Source organism: Microbacterium testaceum (assembly GCF_029761935.1).
Lineage (GTDB): Bacteria > Actinomycetota > Actinomycetes > Actinomycetales > Microbacteriaceae > Microbacterium > Microbacterium testaceum_A.
In genome coordinates, this window is the sequence record NZ_CP121699.1 from 594,971 (window position 1) to 619,632 (window position 24,662).

Sequence of the window (24,662 nt, forward strand, 5' to 3'; positions counted from 1 at the left end):
ATGCCCGAGAACCAGCCCCCCGAGAACGATCCGTTCGCGGATCTCTACGGTCGCCTGCCCGACCCCCGCACCGGCGCCCGCAGCTCGCAGGAGTCCGCACCGCAGACGGATGCCGCGCCTCCGTCGCGCCGAGCAGCTCGAGAGGCCCGCCGGGCCTCGACGGAAGCGACCCCGATCATCGGGTCGGAGCAGGCCGCTCGCGCAGCGGACGAGAACACCACCCCGTCTGCCGAGGCGCCTCGCCCGACCGGATCCCTCCCCGCCGCAGCCGCGCCCGCGCCGGCCCCCCGCGCGGCCGACGAGCAGCAGGCTGCGCGCCGGATCGAGCCTTCGTCGTCGCCCCGAGCCGCCGCCTCCTCGATCCCGTCCGAGCGCGCGGCCCCCGCGGCCCGCCGATCCGAGGACGCTCCCGGTCCGCGCCGCGGCGGCGACACCGTTCCCGGCCCCCGTCGCACGGGCGCCCCCGCCGTAGCCGGAACCCCCGCCGACGCACAGCCGGCCCGCGACACCCGGTCGGCCGCGTGGCAAGCCGCCGCCCGCCGGGCTGACACCCCGCGCGCCGCCGAGGCCCCGCGCGCCGCCGACGCCCCGCTCGCCGCCGAGGCCCCGCGCTCCGGAGCGAACGCCCGCCGCGCGGAGCCGTCGCGCGATCGCGAGCCCGTCCTCGTCGGTGCCGGCGCCGGCGCGGCCGCCTCCGCAGCGTCCGGCTCGGGCGCGGCATCCGGCTCCCTCGAAGACCTGTTCACCGGCGAGACCACCACGCAGCAGATCGGGTGGGCGCCGCAGAAACCCCCGAAGCGGCACCGGTCCGTCGGTCGCTGGATCGCCCTGGCGATCGTGCTGATCCTCGTCGGCGGTGTCGCCGGCGGCGGTATCGCGCTGTGGAACACCTACGGTGACCGCGTGCAGGCGTTCCTCGGCAACGGGGAGTCGCTCGAGTACGAGGCGGGCCAAGCCACCGGTGAGGCCCGCGTGACGATCGTGGCCGGCGACACGGGGCAGTCCGTCTCGCCCAAGCTCTTCGAGGCGGGGGTGACGAAGGCCTCCAACTCGCTCTACAAGTACATGGTCGACAACGCCGTCGGGTTCACGTTCCAGCCCGGCGTCTACAAACTGCAGCAGCAGATGACCTCGGAGGCGGTGCTGGCCGCCCTGAAGGATCCGGCGAACAGGCTCGACAACTCCGTGCAGCTGCGCGAGGGCCTGACGCTGAAGCAGTCGCTCGACATCATCTCCGAGCAGACGAGCATCCCGCGCGGCGATCTCGATGCGGCGGTGGCGACGCCCTCGACCTACGGGGTGACGGCTTCGACCCTCGAAGGCTGGATCTTCCCCGCCACCTACGACTTCGATGACGGCGTCACCGCCCAGCAGGTCATCGACCGCATGGTCAAGCGCACGATCGAGTCGCTCGACAAGGCCGGTGTCGCACCCGACGACCGGGAGCGCATCCTGACGATCGCCTCGATCATCGAGCGCGAGGCGCGCAGCAGCGAAGACTTCTACAAGGTCTCGCGCGTGATCGAGAATCGCTTGCAGCCCGACAACACCGAGACGCACGGTCTGCTGCAGATGGACTCCACCGCGCAGTACGGCGCGAACGAACTCGACGCCGGATCGTCGTCGTCGAGCGCGAACGCCCTGAACGGCGACAACCCGTACAACACGTACAAGTACCCCGGGCTGCCGGTCGGACCGATCGCCAATGCCGGAGACCTCGCGATCGATGCCGCAATGCATCCGGTCGACGGACCCTGGTACTACTTCACGACCGTGAACCTGTCGACGGGTGAGACGGTGTTCTCGACCACCTACGCCGATCAGGAGAAGGCGGTCGCGCAGTTCCAGCAGTGGTGCCGCGAGAACCCGAACGGCGGATGCTGACCGCCCCACGCCGCCTCGCCGTCTGGGGCGACCCGATCGCGCACTCGCGGTCGCCCCGGCTGCACGCGTCCGCGTACAACGTCCTCGAGCTCGATTGGGAGTACGGGCGCAGGCAGGTGGACGAGGCGGGCTTCGAGAGTGCCTGGCGGAGCCTGGATGCCGACTGGCGCGGCCTCTCGCTCACTATGCCGCTCAAGCACGCCGCCGCGCGCGACGCGATCTCGCTCGACGACGATGCGCGCCTCACCGGCGCCGTCAACACCTTCCTGCTGAGCGAGGATGGACCCCGCGGCTTCAACACCGACGTGGGCGGCCTCGCGCGGGCACTGGACGAGTTCGGGGTGCGGGAGCCCGACGCCATCCGCGTGCTCGGTGCGGGGGCCACCGCGACCTCCGCGGTCGTCGCGGCCGCCCGCGCCGGTGCCCGGACCGTCGAGGTGCGCGCCCGCCGTCCCGACGCCGCCGCGCCGATCGCCGCTCTCGGCGACGCCCTGGGCGTGGCGATCCGGGTCGCCGCTCTGGATCAACCGCCCCTGGCACCCGTCGACGCCACCATCGCGGCTCTGCCCGGGGGCACCGACCTCGGCCGCGTCGCCGACGATCTGGCATCCGTCTCGGGTCCGCTCGTCGACGTCGTCTACGGGGGCTGGCCGACCCCACTCGCCCGGGCGTGGGAGCGCGCGGAAGGGGAGGCGCACGACGGTCTCGCGATGCTTCTGCACCAGGCCCTGCTGCAAGTGCGCGTCTTCGTCGGGGGAGACCCCGGGGTCGCCGTCGAGCGCGAGGCCGAGGTGCTGGCCGCAATGCGCACCGCGCTCATGGGAGACTAGGACCATGCTTCGCGTTCTCACCGCCGGCGAGTCCCACGGCCCCGAGCTGATCGCCCTCATGGAAGGGATGCCGGCCGGCGTCCCCATCTCTTCGGCTCAGATCCGCGCCGAACTCGCGCGTCGTCGCCTGGGCTACGGCCGGGGCTCGCGCATGAAGTTCGAAGAAGACGAGCTGTCACTGTCGACCGGCATCGTGCACGGCTTCACGATCGGCAGCCCCATCGCGTTGCGCATCGGCAACACCGAGTGGCCCAAGTGGACCGAGGTGATGAGCCCCGAGCCCGTCGAGCTCTCCGACCGCTCGCGCGGCCGCGGAGCCGCTCTCACGCGCCCGCGTCCCGGTCACGCCGACCTCGTCGGCATGCAGAAGTACGGCTTCGACGAGGCCCGACCGATCCTCGAGCGGGCCTCGGCCCGCGAGACCGCCGCCCGCGTCGCCCTCGGCGCCGTCGCGCGGTCGTTCCTGAACGAACTCGGCATCCGTCTGGTCAGCCACACGCTCTCGATCGGTCCCGTCCGCGTCCCCGACGACGCGGAGTTCCCGACGCCCGACGACGTCGACCGTCTCGACGCCGATCCGCTGCGCTGCTTCCACGCCGAGACGAGTGCCGCGATGGTCGCCGAGGTCGACGACGCGAAGAAGGCCGGCGACACGCTCGGCGGCGTCGTCGAGGTCCTCGCCTACGGCGTCCCGCCCGGACTCGGCTCCCACGTGCAGTGGGATCGTCGACTGGATGCCAAGCTCGCTCAGGCCCTCATGAGCATCCAGGCGATCAAGGGCGTCGAGGTCGGCGACGGCTTCCTCACCACGACCCGCCGCGGATCGCAGGCGCACGACGAGCTCTTCGTCACGGGCGACGGGATCACGCGGTCGTCCGATCGCGCGGGCGGCACCGAGGGCGGCATGTCGACCGGCACCGTGCTGCGCGTGCGCGCCGGCATGAAGCCGATCGCGACGATCCCCAAGGCCCTGCGCACGGTCGACGTCGCCACGGGCGACACCGCCGCCGCGCATCACCAGCGCTCCGACGTCTGCGCGGTCCCCGCCGCCGGCGTCGTGGCCGAGGCCATGGTCGCGATCACCCTCGCCGACGCCGTCCTCGAGAAGTTCGGCGGCGACAACATCGTCGAGACCCGCCGCAACGTCGAGACCTACCTCGCGAACCTGCCCGAGACGCTGCGCACGACCGACGCGTCCGACGCGGCGCTCCTCGCGCATGACCTCGCCTGACGCCGCTTCCGAGACCGCGTCCGCGGGTCCCGCCGTCGTGCTCATCGGGCCGATGGGGGCGGGAAAGACGAGCGTGGGCCGTCGCGTGGCGCGCGCGCTCGGAACGCCGTTCACCGACACCGACAAGCTCGTCGTGCGCGACCACGGTCCGATCCCGGCACTGTTCGTCGCCCACGGCGAACCGCACTTCCGCGCCCTGGAGCGCGACGCGGTCGTCGAGGCCCTGGCCCGCGGCGGTGTCGTGGCGCTCGGCGGGGGAGCAGTGCTCGACCCGCTGACGCGCGAACGCCTGCGCGAGCATCACGTCGTGCTGCTGACGGTGGCGCCGCATGTCGTGGCATCCCGGATCCACGGCGACGAGCGACCGTTGCTCGGCGGAGAAGACCCCGTCGCGCGCTGGCAGCGCATCTTCGACGAGCGCCGACCCGTCTACGAGCAGACGGCCGACATCGCATTCGACACCTCGTCCGGCCCCCTCTCGCGGGTCGTGGACGACATCGTGGCCTGGGCACGCCGTGTGCCGGCCGGAGAGACGGCATGACCGACACCACCACCATCAGCGTCGCCGGTGACCCCGGCTACGACATCACGATCGGTCGGGGCCTGCTCGCCTCGCTCGGCGAGACGCTTCCCGCGGGGGCGCAGAAGGTGCTCGTCGTGCACCCGCCGACCCTCGCGAAGCAAGCCGAGGAGCTGCGGGCGCAGCTGATGGGAGACCGGCAGGTGCTGCTCGCCGAGATCCCCGACGCCGAGGCCGGAAAACGCGTCGAGGTCGCGGCCTTCTGCTGGCAGGTCATGGGCCAGGCCGACTTCACCCGTACCGACGTCGTCGTCGGTTTCGGCGGGGGAGCGGTCACCGACCTCGCGGGCTTCGTCGCGGCGACCTGGCTGCGCGGCGTCGCACTCGTGCAGGTTCCCACGACCGTGCTCGGAATGGTGGATGCCGCGGTGGGCGGCAAGACCGGCATCAACACCGCCGAGGGAAAGAACCTCGTCGGCGCGTTCTGGCCCCCGGTCGCCGTGGTGTGCGACCTCGACCTGCTCGACACGCTGTCGAAGAACGAGGCGACCGCCGGGTTCGCCGAGGTGGTGAAGGCGGGCTTCATCTGGCATCCCGAGATCCTCGACCTCATCGAGGCCGACCCCGAGGGGATCGTCGATCCGCGCGGAGACGGCTTCCGCCGCTGCGTCGAGCTCGCGATCGACATGAAGGCGCGCGTCGTCGGCGAGGACCTGCGCGAGGCCGGGCTGCGCGAGGTGCTGAACTACGGCCACACGCTCGGCCACGCGATCGAGCACGCCGAGCGCTACCGCTGGCGCCACGGCGCGGCGATCTCGGTCGGCATGGTGTTCGCGGCCGAGCTGTCGCGCCTCGCGGGCCGCCTGTCCGACGACGTCGCCCAGCGCCACCGCACGGTGCTCGAGTCGCTCGGCCTTCCGACGACCTACCGCGCCGGGGCGTTCCAGACGCTCAAGGCGACCATGCAGCGCGACAAGAAGAGCCGCGGCAGCATGCTGCGCTTCATCGTGCTCGACGACCTCGCCCGCCCGACGGTGCTGCAGGCGCCCGACGAGTCGCTGCTGTTCGCGGCGTACCAGGAGGTCGGTGCGTGAGCACCGCCCGACGGGGGACACCCGTCGACAACGCTCCGGTCGTCAACCGCAACCGGACGCGGGTGGGACGCGCCCCACGCCCTGCACCCACGGTCGGGGTGCGGAAGTGACCATCGGCGTGCGCCGGGTGCGCGCGGACGAAGGCGCACGCGTGCGCGAACTGCGGCTGCGCGCGGTAAGCGACCCGGTGGCATCCATCGCTTTCCTCACCACCCGCGAGCAGGAGCTCGAGCGCGACCCCGAGTTCTGGCACGAACGCGCCGCCGGCGGAGCCTCCGGCGGCTCGACGGCGATGTTCGTGGCCGAGGACGGCGACACGTGGGTCGGGTCGGTGACCGTGCTCGTGCGTCGCGCGGGCGAGATCGACCACACCGGGCGGAGGCTGCCCCAGGGCCGCGCCGACGTCGTGGGCGTCTACGTTGCGCCCGAAGCGCGGGGCAGCGGCGCGATCGACGCTCTGCTCGACGCCGCCGCGCGGTGGTCGGCCGAGCAGGGCTTCGAGTCGCTGTCGCTCGACGTGCACGTCGACAACCACCGCGCCCAGGCCGTATATCGTCGCGCCGGATTCGTCGCGACGGGTGAGACCTTTTACGGCCCCATCGGCGCCGAGCTCGCGATGAGCAGGTCTCTGCGCACATCGGACTGAGCGCGCAGGGCCGGCGCTGATAACGTGCCGAGCATGACCACGCCCCGCCGCCTGCTGCTCGTCAACGGCCCGAACCTCAACCTGCTCGGCACCCGGCAGCCCGAGATTTACGGCCGCGACACCCTCGCCGACGTCGAGCGCGTGACGAGCGAGGCAGCGGCCCGTCACGGCCTCGAGGTGCGCGCCGTTCAGAGCAACCACGAGGGCGTGCTGATCGACGAGATCCACGCCGCGCGGCTCGACTGCGCCGGGATCGTCATCAACGCCGGAGGGCTGACGCACACCTCCGTGTCGTTGCGCGATGCGCTGGCATCCGTCGACCTCCCCGTCGCCGAAGTGCACATCTCGAACATCCTCGAGCGCGAGAGCTTCCGACACTTCTCGTACATCCACGACGTCGCCGCGGTGCACGTCATCGGAGAGGGAGTGCCCGGATACGCGCGCGCCGTCGACCTCCTCGTCGAGGTGATCTCGGGTCGCGCAGACGGCTGACGGCGGGGATCGCGTAGACTCTGACGTCGGGCTCTCGCCCACTTCGACTCACGAAACGGAATATCGGCACTCATGGCATCCACCGCAGACATCAAGAACGGCGTCGTCCTGAACATCGACGGTCAGCTCTGGAGCGTCGTGGAGTTCCAGCACGTCAAGCCCGGAAAGGGCGGCGCGTTCGTCCGCACGAAGCTGAAGAACGTCATGAGCGGCAAGGTCGTCGACAAGACCTTCAACGCCGGCGCCAAGATCGAGACCGAGAACGTCGATCGCCGCGACTTTACGTACCTGTACAACGACGGCGACGGCTTCGTGTTCATGGACGTCGCCGACTACGACCAGATCACGGTCGGCGCCGCCACCGTCGGCGACGCCGCGAACTTCCTGCTCGAGAACCAGCAGGTGCAGATCGCCCTCAACAACGGCAACCCCCTCTACGTCGAGATGCCGCCGTCCGTCATCCTCGAGGTGACCTACACCGAGCCCGGCCTGCAGGGCGACCGTTCGTCGGCCGGCACCAAGCCCGCCACCGTCGAGACCGGCTACGAGATGCAGGTTCCCCTGTTCCTCGAGACCGGCACGAAGATCAAGGTCGACACTCGCACCGGCGAGTACCTCGGCCGCATCAGCTGACCTTGAGCGCCCGTACAAAAGCGCGCAAGCGCGCCCTCGACATCCTCTTCCAGGCAGACGTCCGCGGCGAAGAACTCGCGATCATGCTCGCCACTGAGGCCAAGCGCGCCGCCTCCGAACCCGCCCGCGAGGCCTCGTGGCTCTACGCCCGCGACATCGTCGACGGAGTGATCGACAACCGCGACGCGATCGACGAGCAGATCACCACGTTCGCGAAGGACTGGTCGTTGCAGCGCATGCCCGCCGTCGACCGCGCGCTGCTGCGCATGGGGACGTGGGAGATCCTCTACAACGACGAGGTCCCCACCGCCGTCGCGATCGACGAAGCGGTGGAGCTCGCGAAGGAGTTCTCGACCGACGACTCCGGTTCGTTCGTGCACGGCGTGCTGGCGCGGATCGCGCGCTCGTCCTGACCCGAGTCGACGTGTCCCGACGCGGCCCCGACTCCCGGTCGGCGGTCGCGTCGCGTCGTTTCCCGGGCGGGGCGGATGCCGTGTGCGCGCGGATCGGTAGACTGGCGGTGGGTCGCAGAGTTCGGCTAAGTCGCGATTCTTCGTCTATGGACGCTGTCGGGGCCGAAGACAGCGAAAAGCGCGCGTTCACGCGCGTCAAGACAGTTTGTGCGTGTGGCGGGGGCCGGTGCGCGCCGCGCGGGCGGGCGCCGACGTCGGAGGTCCGGGGAAGGATCGCGGCGTGACGTCGTGGCGTGAGCTGATCCCCGTAGGCGGCGCCGAGCCGCACGCGGCGCTCGCGCTGGGCATCGAGCTGCGCCAGCGCGAGGCGTACGACCCCGCGCGGTGGGAAGCCCGCGCGGTCGTTCCCGTGACGCCGCGTCTGCTCGCACAGCGGCAGGACGACCTGCAGCTCGCTGCCCGTCCGCTCGTTCGCGGGGCGCGCGACGCCTGGATCCGGGCGGACGCCACGTGGGAGACCGTACGACGATCGGCGGGGCGGTTCGACCCGGCGCACGTGCAGTGGTTCGCCGAACTGTTCGCCCTCGCCCAAGCGTTCCGGACCACCGGCCCCTTCGCCCCGGCCGGCGACACGGTCGCGCTCGACGCCGTGACCTCGCCCCTGCTGTGGCCGCACCTGGATGCGGCGGCGGATCTCGGCATCCCGATCGTGTCGATGAACCCCCAGCAGAGCGTGCGTCTCGCGGATGAGGCGACCGCGCGGGTCGCCCTTGACGCCGTCGGCGGGGGAGCGTTGCGCATCTCGGCCGACCTCACGCTCCAAGGCGACACCGTCGACGCGACGCGAGCGCGCGCGATCGGCGAGTCGGGGCTGTTCGTGTTCGAACTCGACCGCGACCCTGTGCCGATCATCCTCGCGCCCGTGGCGTTGCCCGCGCCCCTCCCGACGCTCCTCGGCACCGCGGGCGTCGACGTGCCACGCGCGGAGGCCGACGAGTTCGTCGCCGAGGTGTATCCGCGACTCGCACGGCGTGCGCCACTGTCGGTGGGAGCGGGGGTCCCGGCCGCGCCGCCCGATCGCCCGACGCTCGAGGTCGCGGTGGCCTACGCCGATGACGACGTCGCCTATCGACTCGAGTGGGTGTACCCGGGTGCTCGTCGCGTCGCGTACGACGCGGCCGACGACGCCGAGCGCGACCCCCGCGCCGAGGCGCAGATCGGCGAGCGGTTCGAGACGGCGTGGATGGCGGCATCCGATCTGCCCGTGACGCCCCGCGCGACGTTGCACGATGCGGATGCCGCCGTGTTCGCGACCCGGGTGCTCCCCGCGATCGACGTGCTCGACGAGGTGCGGGTGCGCACGACCGGCACGGCGCCGACGTTCCGCGAGCTGAGGGGTGACCCGTCGCTGCGGATCACGGCGGTCGAGTCGCTCGATCGCGACTGGTTCGACCTCGGCATCGTCGTGACGATCGAGGGGCGCACGATTCCGTTCGGCACGTTGTTCTCGGCGCTCTCGCGCGGGCGCACGCGCATCAAGCTCTCGGACGGCGCATGGTTCTCGCTCGCGCATCCGGCCCTGCAGCGGCTTCGCGACCTGCTTGAAGAGGCGGCGGCGCTCGACGAGTGGGAAACCGGTCCGCGGCTTCCGCGCACGCACCTCACCCTGTGGGCGGAGTTCGAGGACCTCGCCGACCAGTCAGACGCCGCGGTCGAGTGGCGCGAACTGGCGCGGGCGCTGCGCGATGTGGCCGAGGTGCCCGAGGTGCCGACGCCGAGCGGGTTCCGCGCCGAGCTGCGCCCATACCAGCGCGAGGGGCTGTCGTGGCTCGCCCTGCTGCACCGGCACCGGCTCGGCGGGATCCTCGCCGACGATATGGGTCTCGGCAAGACCCTGCAATTTCTGGCCCTGATCGCCCATGCGAAGGCCGCGGGGGAGCAGCGCCCCTGGCTCGTCGTCGCGCCCACCTCGGTCCTGCCAACGTGGCGAGACGAGGCGGCGCGCTTCGCACCCGACCTGCGGGTCGCGATGGTCGAGGCGACGGCCGTTCGCCGACAATCCGCGATCACCGACATCGCGGGGGGCGTCGACATCGTGGTGGCCCCCTACGGGGTCGTGCGGGCGGATGCCGCGGAGTTCGCCGATCCGCACTGGGCCGGCGTCGTTCTCGACGAGGCGCAGTTCGTGAAGAACCCCGCGACGCGGATCCATCGCGCGATCGCGGCGTTGCAGACCGACGCGGTGTTCGCCGCGACCGGGACGCCGATCGAGAACGGTCTCGACGACCTGTGGGCGCTGCTCTCTCTCACGGCTCCGGGGCTCTTCCCCTCGATCCGGCAGTTCCGCGAGGACTACACCCGGGCGATCGAGCAACTGCCGTCCGACGCCCCCACCGCACTGTCGGCAGCCGCGGCGAGCGCGCACCGTGAGAAGACGCTGGATCGTCTGCGCCGTCGGGTGCGGCCGTTCCTGCTGCGTCGCACGAAGGACGTCGTGGCATCCGATCTGCCTCCCAAGCAGGAGCAGGAGATCGCGGTTCCCCTCGGTCCCGCGCACCAGGAGCTGTACGACCGTGTGCTGCAACGCGAGCGGCAGAAGGTGCTCGGGTTGCTCGACGATCTCGACAGGCAGCGCTTCATCGTCTTCCGCTCGCTGACCCTGCTGCGCATGCTGGCCCTGGCCCCGGGTCTCGTCGACGAGCGCGATGCGCACCTGGGGTCGGCGAAGCTCGACGTGCTGCTCGACCGTCTCGTGGAGGTGGCGGCCGAGGGGCACCGCGCTCTGGTGTTCAGTCAGTTCACGTCGTTCCTCGATCTGGCTGCGGAGCGACTCGATGCCGCGGGTCTCGCGTATGCGCACCTCGACGGGTCCACGGCTCGCCGAGGCGAGGTGATCGACGGGTTCCGCGAGGGGGATGCTCCCGTGTTCCTCATCAGCCTCAAAGCCGGCGGTTTCGGTCTGACCCTCACCGAGGCCGAGTACGTGTTCCTGCTCGATCCGTGGTGGAATCCCGCCGCCGAGAGTCAGGCGATCGATCGCGTGCACCGCATCGGTCAGACGAAGAGCGTGTTCGTGTACCGCCTCCTCGCCGCGGGAACGGTCGAAGAGAAGGTGCGAGCTCTGCAGCACCGCAAGGCGGCTCTGTTCGACGCGGTGATCGACGACGACGATGCCTTCGCCGCAGCGCTCGACGCGGACGACATCCGGGGATTGCTCGGTCCGTGATGGGGTGCGACGGGGTGCCGGCGTCCGCGCTCCGCGGTCGGACGAGGTGTCGCGGGATACCGGGGGAGCGGCATCCGGGATCTCAGCCGAGCTCGCCCGTCAGGAACTGCGCGGTGCCGTGACCGAACGACCAGTCGGCGTCGCCGTTCTCGGTGATGCTCACGACGAGGTCCTCCCCGCCGATGTCGAGGCGGTCCTTCAGGTTGCGAGCGAGAGCGCGGTACAGGGTGACCTTCGCGTCCTCGGTGCGCGCTTTCGACGCGAGTCGCACGATGACCAGGCGCTCGCTCCGAGTGATCCCGAGGCCGGTATCGAGGGCGACGAGCTCGAACGGTTCGTGCTGGGTGAGGATCTGGTAGCGGTCCGTGTCCGGGACGTCGAACGCTTCGACGACGGCATCCTGCACGGCATCCAGGAGGGTGCGCAGTTGCGTCTCTTCGTACTGTCCGCGGATGGTGTCGATCATGACCAGGGGCATCGTGAATCCTTTCGTCGGTTCGCCGGGGACGGTACTCCGCGACGGTATGGACGCGGGCGGCTTGACGACGACATCTCGACACCCCCGCACTCCCCGGGCTCTCGCAGTCGCCCCCGCGTAGACTCGTGTGGTTCGCCAACGACACAGGAGCGACATGAAGATCACCGGCCTCGGCCACGCGGGAATGTTCATCGAGACGCGCGGCGGCAGCATCATCTGCGACCCCGTCATCGGTCCGAGCTTCTTCGGCTCGTGGTTCCCGTTCCCCGACAACCGCGCCCTGGACTGGGAGCGCTTCGGCAAGGCGGACTTCCTGTACATCTCGCACCGCCACCGCGATCACTTCGATCCGGCGATGCTCGAGCGGTACGTGTCGAAGGACATCAAGGTGTTGCTCCCCGAGTACCCCACCGATGACCTCGAGCAGGACCTCATCGCGCTCGGCTACACCAACCTCGTGCGCACTGAGGCCGGCGTCCCCCTGCAGTTCGGTGACCTGAAGCTCATGGTGACGCCGCTGCGCGCGCCCTCCGACGGACCGATCGGCGACTCGTCGCTCTCGCTCGACGACGGCACGGCCTCGATCCTCAACCAGAACGACTCGCACCCGCTCGATCTCGAGAAGCTGTTCGACTTCGGCAAGCCCGACGCATACTTCACTCAGGTATCGGGGGCCATCTGGTGGCCCATGGTCTACGACCTGCCGCAGGACGCGAAGCAGAACTTCGCCCAGCTCAAGCGCGACGCGCAGAACAAGCGCGCGATGTACTACATCGACAAGGTCGACGCCGAGCACGTGTTCCCGATGGCTGGTCCGCCGATGTTCCTGCGCGAAGAGCTGTTCCGCTACAACGGCACCGGCATGGACGGCGACTCGATCTTCACCGACCAGCGCGAGTTCCTCGCGCACATGAAGGAGCAGCGTCCCGACCAGAAGGGCTACCTGTTCCTCCCGGGCACCGAGGTGGAGGTGCAGGGGTCGGATGTCACCGTCACGCAGACCCTGTACACGGATGCCGAGATCGAACGCGTCTTCGGAGACAAGTGGAACTACCTGACCGAGCAGCGTGACAGTCGCCAGGCCGAGGTTCGGGCCGAAGAAGCGACGCGCGCGGAGATCATCCCGCCGGCCGAGATGCTCGCTGCGCTGAAGGAGTGGTGGGAGCCGCTGCTGCGTCGCGCTCGAACGATCCGCAACGGCGTGGGCGGCATGGTGCGGTTCCGCATCGGAGAGCTCGACATGGTCGTGGACTTCCCGAAGGCGAAGCTGCGAGAGTACGCCGGCGAGGAGTGCATCTACTGGTACACGATCCCCGCCGACCTCGTGTCGACGAACATCCGCGATCACGAGATCGACTGGTCGAACTCGATCTTCCTGTCGATGCAGTTCGAGGTGGGTCGTTCGGGCAAGTTCAACGAGTTCCTCACGACGTTCCTGAAGTGCCTGTCGCGCGACCGGATCGAGTACGTCGAGAACTGGTACGCCGAGCAGTCGGATCAGACCGAAGATGCCGAGATCGACGGCTGGACCGTTCAGCGTCGCTGCCCGCACCTGCGTGCCGACCTGACGAAGACCGGCAAGATCGAGGACGGCGTGCTGACCTGTTCGCTGCACGACTGGAAGTGGGACCTCGCCTCGGGCCGGTGCCTGACGACGACCGGTCACCCGATCCGCTCGTCCCGCGTGCGCACCACCCCGAGCGGAGAGCGCGCCGCCGCCGAGGTCGCTGCGAGCTGACACCACGGACGTGAGTTCTCGCGACCTCCGGCGGCGACGGCCCTCACGCGCACGAGAGCATCCGAACCGCGCGAGGCGACATACAGCGTGCAGGCCGGGACGTACGACCTCGACACGTACGTGTGCTGTCGGGCTCGGCGGCAGCGCACCGTCTGCGCGCCACGCGACGGCCCGCTCCGGCAGCTAGACTGAACGTCGAACCACAGCAACCTTTAACCCCGTCCCGTGAGGCGGAGAAGGGAGCGGCGGATGAACACGCGCACCGTCATGCACGATGCCGATATCGCCCGCGCTTTGACGCGCATCTCGCACGAGATCCTGGAGTCCAACAAAGGACCGGAAGGACTCGTCCTCCTCGGCATCCCGACCCGCGGCGTCACGCTCGCGAACAGGATCGGCCCCCTCGTGAGCGACTTCGGCGGCGCAGCTGTGCCGGTCGGCTCGCTCGACGTGACGATGTACCGCGACGATCTGCACCGCAATCCCACGCGGGCACCGCGCCGCACCGAGATCCCCGCCGGCGGCATCGACGGCAAGGTCGTCGTGCTCATCGACGACGTACTGTTCTCGGGTCGCAGCATCCGCGCCGCCCTCGACGCGCTGCAGGACATCGGTCGCCCCGCCGCCGTGCGCCTGGCGACGCTGATCGACCGCGGCCACCGCGAGCTGCCGATCCGCCCCGACTTCGTGGGCAAGAACCTGCCGAGCGCCCGCGACGAACGCGTCAACGTGCGCCTCGCCGAGATCGACGGCATCGAGGAGGTGACGATCGAGTCATGAGGCACCTTCTCGACACCCAGCACCTCTCGCGCGCCGACGCGCTCGAGATCCTCGACGTCGCCGAGGACATGGCCGACACGCAGCGCCGCGAGGTCAAGAAGCTCCCCACGCTGCGGGGCAAGACCGTGGTCAACCTCTTCTTCGAGGACTCCACCCGCACGCGCATCTCGTTCGAGGCCGCCGCCAAGCGCCTCTCCGCCGACGTCATCAACTTCTCGGCGAAGGGCTCGAGCGTCAGCAAGGGCGAGTCGCTGCAGGACACGGCTCAGACGCTGCAGGCGATGGGGGCGGATGCCGTGGTCATCCGCCACGGCGCGTCCGGCGCCCCGCGGACCCTGGCGACCTCCGGCTGGATCAGCGCCGGCGTGGTGAACGCGGGCGACGGCACCCACGAGCACCCGACGCAGTCCCTGCTCGACGCCTTCACGATCCGCAAGCGCCTGTTCGGCGACGACAGCCGCGGCCGCGACCTCGGTGGCATCCGGGTCACGATCGTCGGTGACGTGCTGCACTCGCGCGTCGCGCGCTCGAACGTGTGGCTGCTGCACACGCTCGGCGCGCACGTGACGCTGGTGGCTCCGCCGACGCTGGTCCCGCAGGACGTCAGCCGCTGGCCCGTCGAGGTCGACTTCGACCTCGATCACGCGATCGCGGCCGGTCCAGACGCGCTGATGATGCTGCGCATCCAGCTCGAGCGGATGTCGGCGGCGTATTTCCCGACTGAACGGGAGTATTCCCGCCGGTACGGTCTTGACGCACGGCGTTTGCAGGCTCTGCCGGACGGTAGCATTGTCCTGCACCCCGGCCCCATGAACCGAGGTCTGGAGATCTCCGCCGAAGCCGCCGATTCGCCTCGCTCGACGGTGCTCGAGCAGGTCACGAACGGCGTCTCCGTGCGGATGGCCGTCCTCTACCTGCTGCTGGCGGGCGAGCGGCCCCACACCGAGAAAGAGGACGTCCGATGAGCCACGCCACCCCCCAGACCCTTCTGGTCCGCGGCGCGCGCGTCGAGGGCCAGGATGCCACCGACCTCCTCGTCCGCGACGGGATCATCGCCGAGACCGGCTCCGGCCTCTCGCACGCCGGTGCGACGGTCGTGGATGCCGACGGCCTCCTCGCCCTTCCCGGCCTGGTCGACCTGCACGTGCACCTGCGCGAGCCCGGGTACGAGGCATCCGAGACGATCCTCACCGGTTCCCGCGCGGCCGCCGCGGGTGGCTTCACCACCGTCTTCGCCATGCCGAACACCTCTCCGGTCGCCGACACCGCGGGCGTGGTCGAGCAGGAGCTCGCGCTCGGCGAGGCGGCCGGCTACGTGCACGTGCAGCCGATCGGCGCCGTGACCGTCGGGCAGAAGGGGGAGCGCCTCGCCGAGCTCGGCGCGATGGCCGACTCCCGCGCCCGCGTGCGCGTCTTCAGCGACGACGGCTTCTGCGTCTTCGACCCGCTGATCATGCGGCGAGCCCTCGAGTACGTGAAAGCGTTCGACGGCGTCATCGCGCAGCACGCGCAGGATCCGCGCCTCACCGAGGGCGCGCAGATGAACGAGGGCGCCGTCTCGGCCGAGCTGGGCCTGACCGGCTGGCCGGCCGTCGCCGAGGAGTCGATCATCGCGCGCGACGTGCTGCTGGCCGAGCACGTCGGCTCGCGCCTGCACGTGTGCCACCTGAGCACCGCGGGCTCGGTCGACATCATCCGCTGGGCCAAGAAGCGCGGAGTCAACGTCACCGCCGAGGTCACCCCGCACCACCTGCTGCTGACCGACGAGCTCGTGCGCGACTACGACGCGCGGTTCAAGGTCAACCCGCCGCTGCGACGCGAAGAAGACGTGATGGCCGTGCGCGAGGGTCTGGCCGACGGCACGATCGACATCGTCGCCACCGACCACGCCCCGCACCCCACCGAGGCGAAGGCCTGCGAGTGGGCGGCCGCGGCGAATGGCATGGTGGGTCTCGAGAGCGCGCTGCGCGTCGTGCACCACGCCATGGTCGAGACGGGACTGCTCGACTGGGCCGACGTCGCCCGCGTGATGTCGGCGAACCCGGCCCGCATCGGACGCCTCGACGGACACGGCACCCCCGTGGCCGCGGGGCAGCCGGCGACCTTCACGCTGTACGACCCGCGCCCCTCGCGCACGTTCGGCCTCGACGACCTGCGCGGGCGCAGCACCAACTCGCCCTACCTCGGCCGGGAGCTGCCCGGCGAGGTGCGCTGGACCGTGCGCGCCGGCATCCCGACCGTCGTCGACGGTGCCGTGCTCGACGCCCCCGGGGTGCTCGCATGAGCCGCGAGGGCGCCCTCGTCGTGATGATCGGCGTGGCCCTCGTGCTGCTGGCCGTGCTCGCGTGGGCCTGGGTGCGACGAACGCGGCGCGATGCGCGCTACACGGCCCCGGTGGGGGAGCTGCCCGCGGACGCCGTCGAATCGGCGGTGTTCTCGGGGCTCTACGTCGCCACGACCCGACACGACGAGCCGCTCGAGCGTCTCGCCATCAAGGGTCTCGGCTTCCGCTCCCGCGTCGACGTCACCGTCACCACGGCCGGCGTCGCCCTCGACCTGCAGGGCCAGCCCCGCATCGCGCTCACCCGCGACCGCCTCGTCGACGCAGCTCAAGCCACGGTCGCCATCGATCGCGTGGTCGAGCGCGACGGCCTGACGCGCGTCAGCTGGCGCATCGACGACGACACGATCGTCGACACCTACCTCCGTCCTCAGGAGGCCTCGGCCAAAGCACTGGCCGACGCCATCCGCCCCCTCACCTCGACAGGAAGCGACGCATGACCGCCCTGATCCCTTCCTCGCGCCTCTCGCGCGACCCGGCCGTCCTCGTGCTCGAAGACGGCACCCGCTACACCGGCCGCGCCTACGGCGCTCGCGGCGAGACCCTCGGCGAGGTCGTCTTCGCCACCGGGATGACCGGCTACCAGGAGACGATCACCGACCCCTCGTACGCGGGCCAGATCGTGCTGCAGACCGCGCCCCACATCGGCAACACCGGCGTGAACGACGAAGACCCCGAGTCGCGTCGTATCTGGGTCGCCGGCTACGTCGTGCGCGACCCCTCGCGCATGGTGTCGAACTGGCGCGCGAACCGCTCGCTCGACGACGCGCTCGTCGAAGACGGGATCGTCGGCATCTCCGGCATCGACACCCGCGCCGTCACCCGCCGCATCCGTTCCTCCGGGAGCATGCGCGGTGGCGTCTTCTCGGGCGAGGCCGCGAATCTGGATGCCGAGGAGCAGCTGCGCCGGGTGCTCGAAGCCCCGGGCATGGCGGGCCGCAACCTCTCCGCCGAGGTGTCGGTCAGCGAGGTCGAGGTGACCCCCGCAACCGCTGAGCGCATCGGCAACCTCGCCGTGCTCGACCTGGGCGTGAAGCAGTCCACGATCGTGAACCTCGCCGCGCGCGGGTTCGACGTGCACGTGTTCCCGCAGTCCGCGACGATCGACGAGATCCGCGCGATCGAGCCCGTCGCGGCGTTCTACTCGAACGGTCCAGGCGACCCCGCGGCATCCGATCAGCACGTCGAACTGCTGCGCGCCGTGCTCGGCGACGGTCTGCCCTTCTTCGGCATCTGCTTCGGCAACCAGCTGCTGGGCCGCGCCCTCGGCTTCGGCACCTACAAGCTGCCCTTCGGCCACCGCGGCATCAACCAGCCGGTGCTCGACAAGACCACCGGCCGCGTCGAGATCACCTCGCAGAACCACGGCTTCGCCGTCGAGGCGCCACTGGACCAGGTCGTCGACAGCCCCGCCGGCTTCGGCCGCGTCGAGGTCAGCCACATCGGCCTGAACGACAACGTCGTGGAGGGCCTGCGCGCCCTCGACATCCCCGCGTTCAGCGTGCAGTACCACCCCGAGGCCGCCTCCGGCCCGCACGACGCCAACTACCTGTTCGACCGCTTCCGCGAGATGGTTCTCGCCACCCAGGAGAAGAAGAATGCCTAAGCGCGACGACATCCACTCCGTCCTCGTCATCGGCTCCGGCCCGATCGTCATCGGTCAGGCCTGCGAGTTCGACTACTCCGGCACCCAGGCGTGCCGCGTGCTGCGCGAAGAGGGCGTGCGCGTCATCCTCGTCAACTCCAACCCGGCGACGATCATGACCGACCCCGACTTCGCCGACGCGACCTACATCGAGCCGATCACCCCCGAGGTCATCGAATCGATCATCGCCAAAGAGAAGCCGGATGCCGTTCTCCCCACGCTCGGCGGACAGACCGCTCTGAACGCGGCGATCCAGCTGCACAAGCGCGGCATCCTCGAGAAGTACGACGTCGAGCTCATCGGCGCCGACTTCGACGCGATCAACCGCGGTGAGGATCGCCAGATCTTCAAGGAGCTCGTGCTGGAAGCGGGCGCCGATGTCGCGGCATCCGTCATCTGCCACTCGATGGACGAGTTGCTCGCCGGGGCCGAGAAGCTCGGCTACCCGCTGGTCGTGCGTCCGTCGTTCACCATGGGCGGCCTGGGTTCGGGCTTCGCGTACGACGAGGCCGACCTGCGTCGCATCGGCGGGGCGGGCCTGCACGACTCGCCCACGAACGAGGTGCTGCTCGAGGAGTCGATCCTCGGGTGGAAGGAGTACGAGCTCGAGCTCATGCGCGACACCGCCGACAACACGGTGGTCGTCTGCTCGATCGAGAACGTCGACCCGGTCGGCGTGCACACCGGCGACTCGATCACGGTGGCGCCCGCGCTGACTCTGACCGACCGCGAGTACCAGAAGCTGCGCGACATCGGCATCGACATCATCCGCGCGGTGGGCGTCGACACGGGTGGCTGCAACATCCAGTTCGCGGTCGATCCGAAGACGGGGCGCATCATCGTCATCGAGATGAACCCGCGCGTCTCGCGTTCGAGCGCGCTGGCGTCGAAGGCCACCGGCTTCCCGATCGCCAAGATCGCCGCGAAGCTCGCGATCGGCTACCGCCTCGACGAGATCCCGAACGACATCACCAAGGTGACCCCGGCGAGCTTCGAGCCCACGCTCGACTACGTCGTGGTCAAGGTGCCGCGCTTCAACTTCGAGAAGTTCCCCGCCGCCGACACCACGCTGACCACCACCATGAAGTCGGTCGGCGAGGCGATGGCGATCGGCCGCAACTACACCACGGCCCTGCAGAAGGCGCTGCGCTCGCTCGAGAAGCGCGGGTCGAGCTTCCACTGGGGCGAGGAGTCACGCTCGGTCGACGAACTGCTCGAGATCGCGAAGACCCCGACCGACGGCCGTATCGTCGTGCTGCAGCAGGCGCTGCGCAAGGGCGCGACGCCCGAGCAGGCGTTCGACGCCACGGCGATCGACCCCTGGTTCATCGATCAGATGGTGCTGATCAACGAGGTCGCGGAATTCATCGGCGCGGCCGAGAGCCTGGATGCCGACACCCTCCGCGTCGCGAAGGAGCACGGTTTCAGCGACGCGCAGATCGCGCAGATCCGCGGGCTCGACGAGACCGAGGTGCGTGAGAGCCGCTACGCGCTCGACGTGCGCCCGGTCTACAAGACCGTCGACACCTGCGCGGGCGAGTTCCCGGCCCTCACGCCGTACCACTACTCCTCGTACGACGCCGAGACCGAGGTCACCCCCTCCGACCGCACGAAGGTCGTCATCATCGGCTCGGGGCCCAACCGCATCGGTCAGGGCGTCGAGTTCGACTACTCGTGCGTGCACGCCTCGTTCGCCCTGTCGGACGCCGGCTACGAGACCGTCATGGTCAACTGCAACCCCGAGACCGTGTCGACCGACTACGACACCTCCGACCGCCTGTACTTCGAGCCGCTGACGCTCGAGGACGTGCTCGAGGTGCTGCACGCCGAGAGCCAGTCGGGCACCATCCTCGGTGTCGTCTGCCAGCTCGGCGGCCAGACGCCGCTGGGCCTGGCCAAGGGCATCGAGGCCGCCGGCTATACGATCCTCGGCACGAGTCCCGAGGCGATCGACCTCGCCGAGGAGCGCGAACTGTTCTCGCGCCTGCTCGACGACGCCGGTCTCGTCGCCCCGCGCAACGGCACGGCGATCGACGTCGAGGGCGCCGTGACCGTGGCCGAGGAGATCGGCTACCCCGTGCTGGTGCGCCCGAGCTTCGTGCTCGGCGGGCGCGGCATGGAGATCGTCTACTCGACCGACGCGCTGCGCGACTACTTCGTGCGCGTCGCCGACCAGGCGATCATCGGACCCGGGCTCCCGCTGCTCGTCGACCGCTTCCTCGACGACGCGATCGAGCTCGACGTCGACGCGCTGTTCGATGGCACCGACCTGTACATCGGCGGCGTCATGGAGCACCTCGAAGAAGCCGGCATCCACTCCGGTGACTCCTCGTGCACCCTCCCGCCCGTGTCGCTCGGTCGCACCGAGGTCGACCGCGTCCGCGAAGCGACCCTCGCCATCGCGAAGGGCGTGGGCGTGCGCGGCCTGCTGAATGTGCAGTTCGCGATCTCGGCGGGAGTCCTCTACGTCATCGAGGCGAACCCGCGCGCGAGCCGCACGGTGCCGTTCGTGTCGAAGGCCCTGGGCATCCCTCTCGCCAAGGCCGCCAGCCGCATCATGGCCGGAAACACGATCGCCGAGCTCATCGCCGAGGGCATGCTGCCCGAGCAGGACGGCTCGCGCGTGCCTCTCGACGCCCCCGTCGCCGTCAAGGAGGCCGTGCTGCCGTTCAAGCGGTTCCGCACCGCCGACGGGCACACGGTCGACTCGGTCCTCGGACCCGAGATGCGTTCGACCGGTGAGGTCATGGGCATAGACCGCGACTTCCCGACCGCGTTCGCGAAATCGCAGGAGGCCGCCTACGGCGGCATGCCGATCTCGGGCACCGTGTTCATCTCGGTCGCCGACGCCGACAAGCGCGCCGTGATCCTGCCCGCCCACCGTCTGCAGGAGCTCGGCTTCTCGTTGCTCGCGACCGAGGGCACCGCCGAGATCCTGGCGCGCAACGGCATCCGGGTGAAGGTCGTCGAGAAGTACTCCGAGACGCAGGGGTCCGACCAGCAGAACGTGGTCGACCTGATCAACGCGGGGGAGATCGACATGATCGTCAACACGCCCTCGGGCGGCACGGCGCGCGCCGACGGCTACGAGATCCGCGCCGCGGCCGTGGCCGCCGACAAGGCCCTCTTCACCACGATGGCCGTTCTCGGCGCCGCGGTGAGCGCCCTGGGAGCGATGAAGAACGGCTTCGAGGTGCGCAGCCTGCAGGAGCACGCCTCGGATCGCGCGGGACGCCTGTGAGCGAGACGTTCGGTCAGCGGCTCTCCGCCGCCCTCGGCCTGCACGGCGCTCTGTGCGTCGGCATCGACCCCCACGCCGCACTGCTGTCGGCGTGGGGGCTGGATGCCACCGCCGAGGGCGCGCGGGAGTTCGGCCTGCGCACCGTCGAGGCCGCCCACGGCCGGGTCGGCGTGGTCAAGCCGCAGGTGGCGTTCTACGAGCGCTACGGCTCCCGCGGTTTCGCGGCGCTCGAAGACGTGATGGCCGCGGCGCGGGACGCGGGCCTGCTCGTGATCGCCGACGCCAAGCGCGGTGACATCGGCACGACCATGGAGGGCTACGCCCACGCCTGGCTCGCGCCCGGTTCTCCTCTCGAAGCGGATGCCGTGACCCTGTCGCCCTATCTCGGCGCCGACTCGCTGCGAGAGGCGCTGGCGCTGGCCGTGCACCACGGCAAGGGCGCGTTCGTGCTGACCGCGACGAGCAACCCCGAAGCCCGGGCTCTGCAGAGCGCGATCGTCGACGACGCCCTCGCGGTGGGCGACCACGAGTTCGTCGCCGTGCGCGTGGCGCACGACGTCAACCAGGCCAACATCGGCGCCCCCGGGGCGCTCGGTCCGATCGGCGTCGTGGTCGGCGCGACCGTCGACCGCTCGGCGTTCGGGTTGAGCGACATGGCTCTGGCGGGCATGCCGATCCTCGCTCCCGGCTTCGGCGCGCAGGGGGCCGCGCCCGCCGACCTCCGCCGGTTGTTCGGCTACGTGGCATCCGCCGTCGTCGCGAACGAGAGCCGCAGCATCCTCGCGGTCGGACCCGACCGTCTCGCCGCCCGTATCGACGAGCGTGCCGCGCTCTACCGGGAGTCTTCGAATGGCTGAAACCCGCCGTCCGCCCGAGGTCGACCGTGCCGCCGCCTCGCGCCGCGCCGTCGAGGCCCGTCGAGAGCGCGCCGCGCTCAAGCGCGACGTGTCGACGCGCGTGATCTCGCCGCAGGAACTGCTGCGCCGCGGCCTCGCCGACCCGCTGTCGGCGGCCGGGGCGATGCGCGTGACCGAGTTCCTCACCGCGATCCCCGCGATCGGCGAGAGTAAGCGCGATCGCATCCTCGCCTCCCTGTCGATCTCTCCCGTGAAACGCCTCGGCGGTCTCGGCACGCGGCAGCGCGACGCCCTGCGGCAGTACCTCGACTCGCGCTGGCCGGAGCCGGGCCCCCGAGAGGGTCGCAGTCGCCTCATCGTGCTCGCCGGCCCCACCGCCGTCGGCAAGGGGACGGTCGCCGCCCACATCAAAGAGAACTACCCCGAGATCCACCTCTCGGTGTCGGCGACCACCCGATCGCCCCGCCCCGGCGAGGTCGAGGGGGAGCACTACTACTTCGTCGACGACGCCGAGTTCGACCGTCTGGTCGCGGCGGGGGAGTTGCTGGAGTGGGCCGTCGTGCACAACCAGAACCGCTACGGCACCCCGCGCGCTCCCATCGAGCGCGTGCTCGCCGAGGGCGGCACGGCACTGCTCGAGATCGACCTCCAGGGCGCGCGCCAGGTGCGCGCGGCCGACCCGTCGGCGACCCTGGTGTTCCTGCTTCCCCCGAGCTGGGACGAGCTCGTCCAGCGCTTGGTCGGACGGGGGACCGAGGATGCCGAGGAGCGCGCGCGACGCCTGCGCACGGCCCGCGTCGAACTCGCCGCGCAGAACGAGTTCGACTACCGCGTCGTGAACGACGAGGTGGCTCACGCGGCCGCCCAGGTCGTGGCGCTCGCCTCGGCGCAGCACTGATCCGACCCACCCGACGCCCCTCGGCACAGGCCGCGCCGGCGTCGGCTAGAATAAGAGGATGCTTCGGCGCTCGAGCGCCGCATCCACCCCATCCCGCCGAACCAGGAGGTTCCCCATGGCCGGACGTGACAAGGGCATCATCGACCCGCCCATCGACGCTCTGCTCGACAAGGTCGACTCGAAGTACCAGCTCGTGATCTACGCGTCCAAGCGCGCGCGCCAGATCAACGACTACTACTCCGACCTGCACGAGGGAAACCTCTTCGACAACGTGGGACCGCTGGTCGACTCCACCGTCGAGGACAAGCCCCTCACGATCGCGCTGCACGAGATCCACGAAGACAAGCTGCGCCTGCGCGCTGCGGAGTGATCCACAGCCGACGCATTTCGTGATCTGTTCACAGATGTGACGATGCCCCGGGCGGCCCACCGCCGCCCGGGGCATACTTGTGCCCGTCCCCAGCCCTCAATCCTCCCGGAGTCGTCTTGACCGACCTGCGCCTGTTCACGTCCGAGTCCGTGACCGAAGGACACCCCGACAAGATCTGCGACCAGATCTCCGACAGCATCCTCGACGCGATCCTCACCGACGACCCCACCGGTCGCGTGGCCGTCGAGACGCTGGTCACCACCGGTCTCGTGCACGTCGCCGGCGAGGTATCCACCCGCGCCTACGTCGAGATCCCCGCGATCGTGCGCGACGTGGTCAACCGCATCGGCTACACCTCGAGCGATACCGGGTTCGACGGCGAGTCGTGCGGGGTGAGCGTGTCGATCGGCGCGCAGTCGTCCGACATCGCCGCGGGCGTCAACAAGGCGTTCGAGCAGCGCGAGCGCGGCTCCGTCGACCCGCGCGACCTGCAGGGTGCGGGCGACCAGGGCATCATGTTCGGTTTCGCGACCAACGAGACCCCGCAGCTCATGCCCATGGCCGCCTGGACCGCTCACCGCATCGCCGAGCGCCTGGCATCCGTACGCAAAGACGGCTCGCTGCCGTTCCTGCGTCCCGACGGCAAGACCCAGGTCACGCTTGGCTACGAGGGGCACGTGCCCCGCACGGTCGACTCCGTCGTGCTGTCGACGCAGCACCACCCCGACATCTCGCAAGAAGACCTGCGCGCCGAGGTGCAGGCCGCGGTCATCGACCCGGTGCTCGCCGAGACGGGGCTCGAACTGCCCGACGTGAAGTACTACATCAACCCGGCCGGCCCCTTCGTCATCGGCGGTCCCAAGGGCGACGCCGGCCTCACCGGTCGCAAGATCATCATCGACACCTACGGCGGCGCCTCGCGGCACGGCGGCGGCGCGTTCAGCGGCAAGGACCCGTCCAAGGTCGACCGCTCGGCCGCGTACGCCATGCGCTGGGTCGCGAAGAACGCCGTCGCCGCGGGTCTCGCGGACCGCCTCGAGGTGCAGATCGCCTACGCGATCGGCAAGGCCAATCCGGTCGGCCTGTACGTCGAGTCGTTCGGCACCGCGCACGTGGCCGACGACATGATCGTCAAAGCGATCCGCGACGTGTTCGACCTGCGCCCGGCCGCGATCGTCGACCAGCTCGACCTGCTGCGCCCGATCTACGCGCAGACGGCGACCTACGGCCACTTCGGCCGAGAGCTGCCCGACTTCACCTGGGAGCGCACCGACCGCGTCGACGATCTGCGTACCGCTGCCGGGCTCTGAGAGTGCGTGGGGGAGTGCGCCCCGGCGCCACTGAC

General features: G+C 70.3%; 22 protein-coding genes. 21 read left to right on the forward strand and 1 reads right to left on the reverse strand.

The window, feature by feature from the left end; all coding sequences use genetic code 11:
- The 10 genes from mltG to QBE02_RS02930 all read left to right on the forward strand — a co-directional run bounded on the left by mltG (position 1) and on the right by QBE02_RS02930 (position 10,969).
- Positions 1–1,884 carry an endolytic transglycosylase MltG gene (gene mltG / locus QBE02_RS02885; protein ID WP_279367052.1) on the forward strand — a complete coding sequence of 628 codons (1,884 nt, stop codon included), beginning with the start codon at positions 1–3 and terminating at the stop codon, positions 1,882–1,884.
- On the forward strand, positions 1,878–2,714 hold the full coding sequence (locus QBE02_RS02890) for a shikimate dehydrogenase (protein ID WP_279367053.1): 837 nt from the start codon (positions 1,878–1,880) through the stop codon (positions 2,712–2,714). The genes mltG and QBE02_RS02890 overlap by 7 nt, the downstream gene beginning before the upstream one ends.
- Before the next feature lie 4 nt (positions 2,715–2,718).
- Complete coding sequence (gene aroC / locus QBE02_RS02895; protein WP_279367054.1) at positions 2,719–3,945, forward strand: chorismate synthase; 1,227 nt, start codon at positions 2,719–2,721, stop codon at positions 3,943–3,945.
- The gene (locus QBE02_RS02900) at positions 3,932–4,486 is read left to right on the forward strand and encodes a shikimate kinase (RefSeq protein WP_279367055.1); all 555 of its coding nucleotides are present in this window, start codon (positions 3,932–3,934) and stop codon (positions 4,484–4,486) included. The genes aroC and QBE02_RS02900 overlap by 14 nt, the downstream gene beginning before the upstream one ends.
- Positions 4,483–5,559: a 3-dehydroquinate synthase gene (aroB, locus tag QBE02_RS02905; RefSeq protein ID WP_279367056.1), complete on the forward strand. Its 1,077-nt coding sequence runs from the start codon at positions 4,483–4,485 to the stop codon at positions 5,557–5,559. Before QBE02_RS02900 ends, aroB begins: the two co-directional genes overlap by 4 nt.
- A 106-nt stretch (positions 5,560–5,665) precedes the next feature.
- Positions 5,666–6,205, forward strand: a complete 540-nt coding sequence (locus tag QBE02_RS02910; RefSeq protein WP_279367057.1) for a GNAT family N-acetyltransferase — start codon at positions 5,666–5,668, stop codon at positions 6,203–6,205.
- 33 nt (positions 6,206–6,238) lie between these two features.
- Complete coding sequence (locus tag QBE02_RS02915; protein WP_279367058.1) at positions 6,239–6,697, forward strand: type II 3-dehydroquinate dehydratase; 459 nt, start codon at positions 6,239–6,241, stop codon at positions 6,695–6,697.
- Between the two features lie 72 nt (positions 6,698–6,769).
- The gene (gene efp, locus QBE02_RS02920) at positions 6,770–7,330 is read left to right on the forward strand and encodes an elongation factor P (RefSeq protein WP_056231743.1); all 561 of its coding nucleotides are present in this window, start codon (positions 6,770–6,772) and stop codon (positions 7,328–7,330) included.
- Positions 7,331–7,332: 2 nt separating this feature from the next.
- Positions 7,333–7,743, forward strand: a complete 411-nt coding sequence (gene nusB, locus QBE02_RS02925; protein WP_056231746.1) for a transcription antitermination factor NusB — start codon at positions 7,333–7,335, stop codon at positions 7,741–7,743.
- A gap of 280 nt (positions 7,744–8,023) precedes the next feature.
- Positions 8,024–10,969 (forward strand): DEAD/DEAH box helicase, encoded by a 2,946-nt coding sequence (locus tag QBE02_RS02930; RefSeq protein WP_279367059.1) that lies wholly within the window; start codon positions 8,024–8,026, stop codon positions 10,967–10,969.
- Between the two features lie 82 nt (positions 10,970–11,051).
- Here QBE02_RS02930 and QBE02_RS02935 read toward each other — a convergent pair whose 3' ends face one another.
- A complete protein-coding gene (locus QBE02_RS02935; protein ID WP_279367060.1) occupies positions 11,052–11,447 on the reverse strand; it encodes a tautomerase family protein in 396 nt (131 codons plus the stop codon).
- Positions 11,448–11,601: 154 nt separating this feature from the next.
- Between QBE02_RS02935 and QBE02_RS02940 the strand changes: the two genes are divergently transcribed.
- The 11 genes from QBE02_RS02940 to metK all read left to right on the forward strand — a co-directional run bounded on the left by QBE02_RS02940 (position 11,602) and on the right by metK (position 24,627).
- Positions 11,602–13,185 carry a Rieske 2Fe-2S domain-containing protein gene (locus tag QBE02_RS02940; RefSeq protein ID WP_279367061.1) on the forward strand — a complete coding sequence of 528 codons (1,584 nt, stop codon included), beginning with the start codon at positions 11,602–11,604 and terminating at the stop codon, positions 13,183–13,185.
- A 249-nt stretch (positions 13,186–13,434) separates the two neighbouring features.
- Positions 13,435–13,965 carry a bifunctional pyr operon transcriptional regulator/uracil phosphoribosyltransferase PyrR gene (pyrR, locus tag QBE02_RS02945; RefSeq protein ID WP_056231760.1) on the forward strand — a complete coding sequence of 177 codons (531 nt, stop codon included), beginning with the start codon at positions 13,435–13,437 and terminating at the stop codon, positions 13,963–13,965.
- On the forward strand, positions 13,962–14,930 hold the full coding sequence (locus QBE02_RS02950; RefSeq protein ID WP_279367062.1) for an aspartate carbamoyltransferase catalytic subunit: 969 nt from the start codon (positions 13,962–13,964) through the stop codon (positions 14,928–14,930). Before pyrR ends, QBE02_RS02950 begins: the two co-directional genes overlap by 4 nt.
- Positions 14,927–16,249, forward strand: coding sequence for a dihydroorotase (locus QBE02_RS02955; RefSeq protein WP_279367063.1), 1,323 nt, complete (start codon positions 14,927–14,929; stop codon positions 16,247–16,249). Before QBE02_RS02950 ends, QBE02_RS02955 begins: the two co-directional genes overlap by 4 nt.
- The gene (locus QBE02_RS02960) at positions 16,246–16,746 is read left to right on the forward strand and encodes a hypothetical protein (protein WP_279367064.1); all 501 of its coding nucleotides are present in this window, start codon (positions 16,246–16,248) and stop codon (positions 16,744–16,746) included. The genes QBE02_RS02955 and QBE02_RS02960 overlap by 4 nt, the downstream gene beginning before the upstream one ends.
- The gene (carA, locus tag QBE02_RS02965) at positions 16,743–17,912 is read left to right on the forward strand and encodes a glutamine-hydrolyzing carbamoyl-phosphate synthase small subunit (RefSeq protein ID WP_279367065.1); all 1,170 of its coding nucleotides are present in this window, start codon (positions 16,743–16,745) and stop codon (positions 17,910–17,912) included. The genes QBE02_RS02960 and carA overlap by 4 nt, the downstream gene beginning before the upstream one ends.
- A complete protein-coding gene (gene carB, locus QBE02_RS02970) occupies positions 17,905–21,192 on the forward strand; it encodes a carbamoyl-phosphate synthase large subunit (RefSeq protein ID WP_279367066.1) in 3,288 nt (1,095 codons plus the stop codon). The genes carA and carB overlap by 8 nt, the downstream gene beginning before the upstream one ends.
- Positions 21,189–22,049, forward strand: a complete 861-nt coding sequence (gene pyrF / locus QBE02_RS02975) for an orotidine-5'-phosphate decarboxylase (RefSeq protein ID WP_279367067.1) — start codon at positions 21,189–21,191, stop codon at positions 22,047–22,049. The genes carB and pyrF overlap by 4 nt, the downstream gene beginning before the upstream one ends.
- Positions 22,042–22,947, forward strand: a complete 906-nt coding sequence (gmk, locus tag QBE02_RS02980) for a guanylate kinase (protein WP_279367068.1) — start codon at positions 22,042–22,044, stop codon at positions 22,945–22,947. Before pyrF ends, gmk begins: the two co-directional genes overlap by 8 nt.
- Before the next feature lie 115 nt (positions 22,948–23,062).
- Entirely contained in the window at positions 23,063–23,317 is a 255-nt protein-coding gene (rpoZ, locus tag QBE02_RS02985; RefSeq protein WP_055837405.1) for a DNA-directed RNA polymerase subunit omega, read from the forward strand.
- Positions 23,318–23,433: 116 nt separating this feature from the next.
- Positions 23,434–24,627, forward strand: coding sequence for a methionine adenosyltransferase (gene metK / locus QBE02_RS02990; RefSeq protein ID WP_279367069.1), 1,194 nt, complete (start codon positions 23,434–23,436; stop codon positions 24,625–24,627).
- Positions 24,628–24,662: the final 35 nt, after the last annotated feature.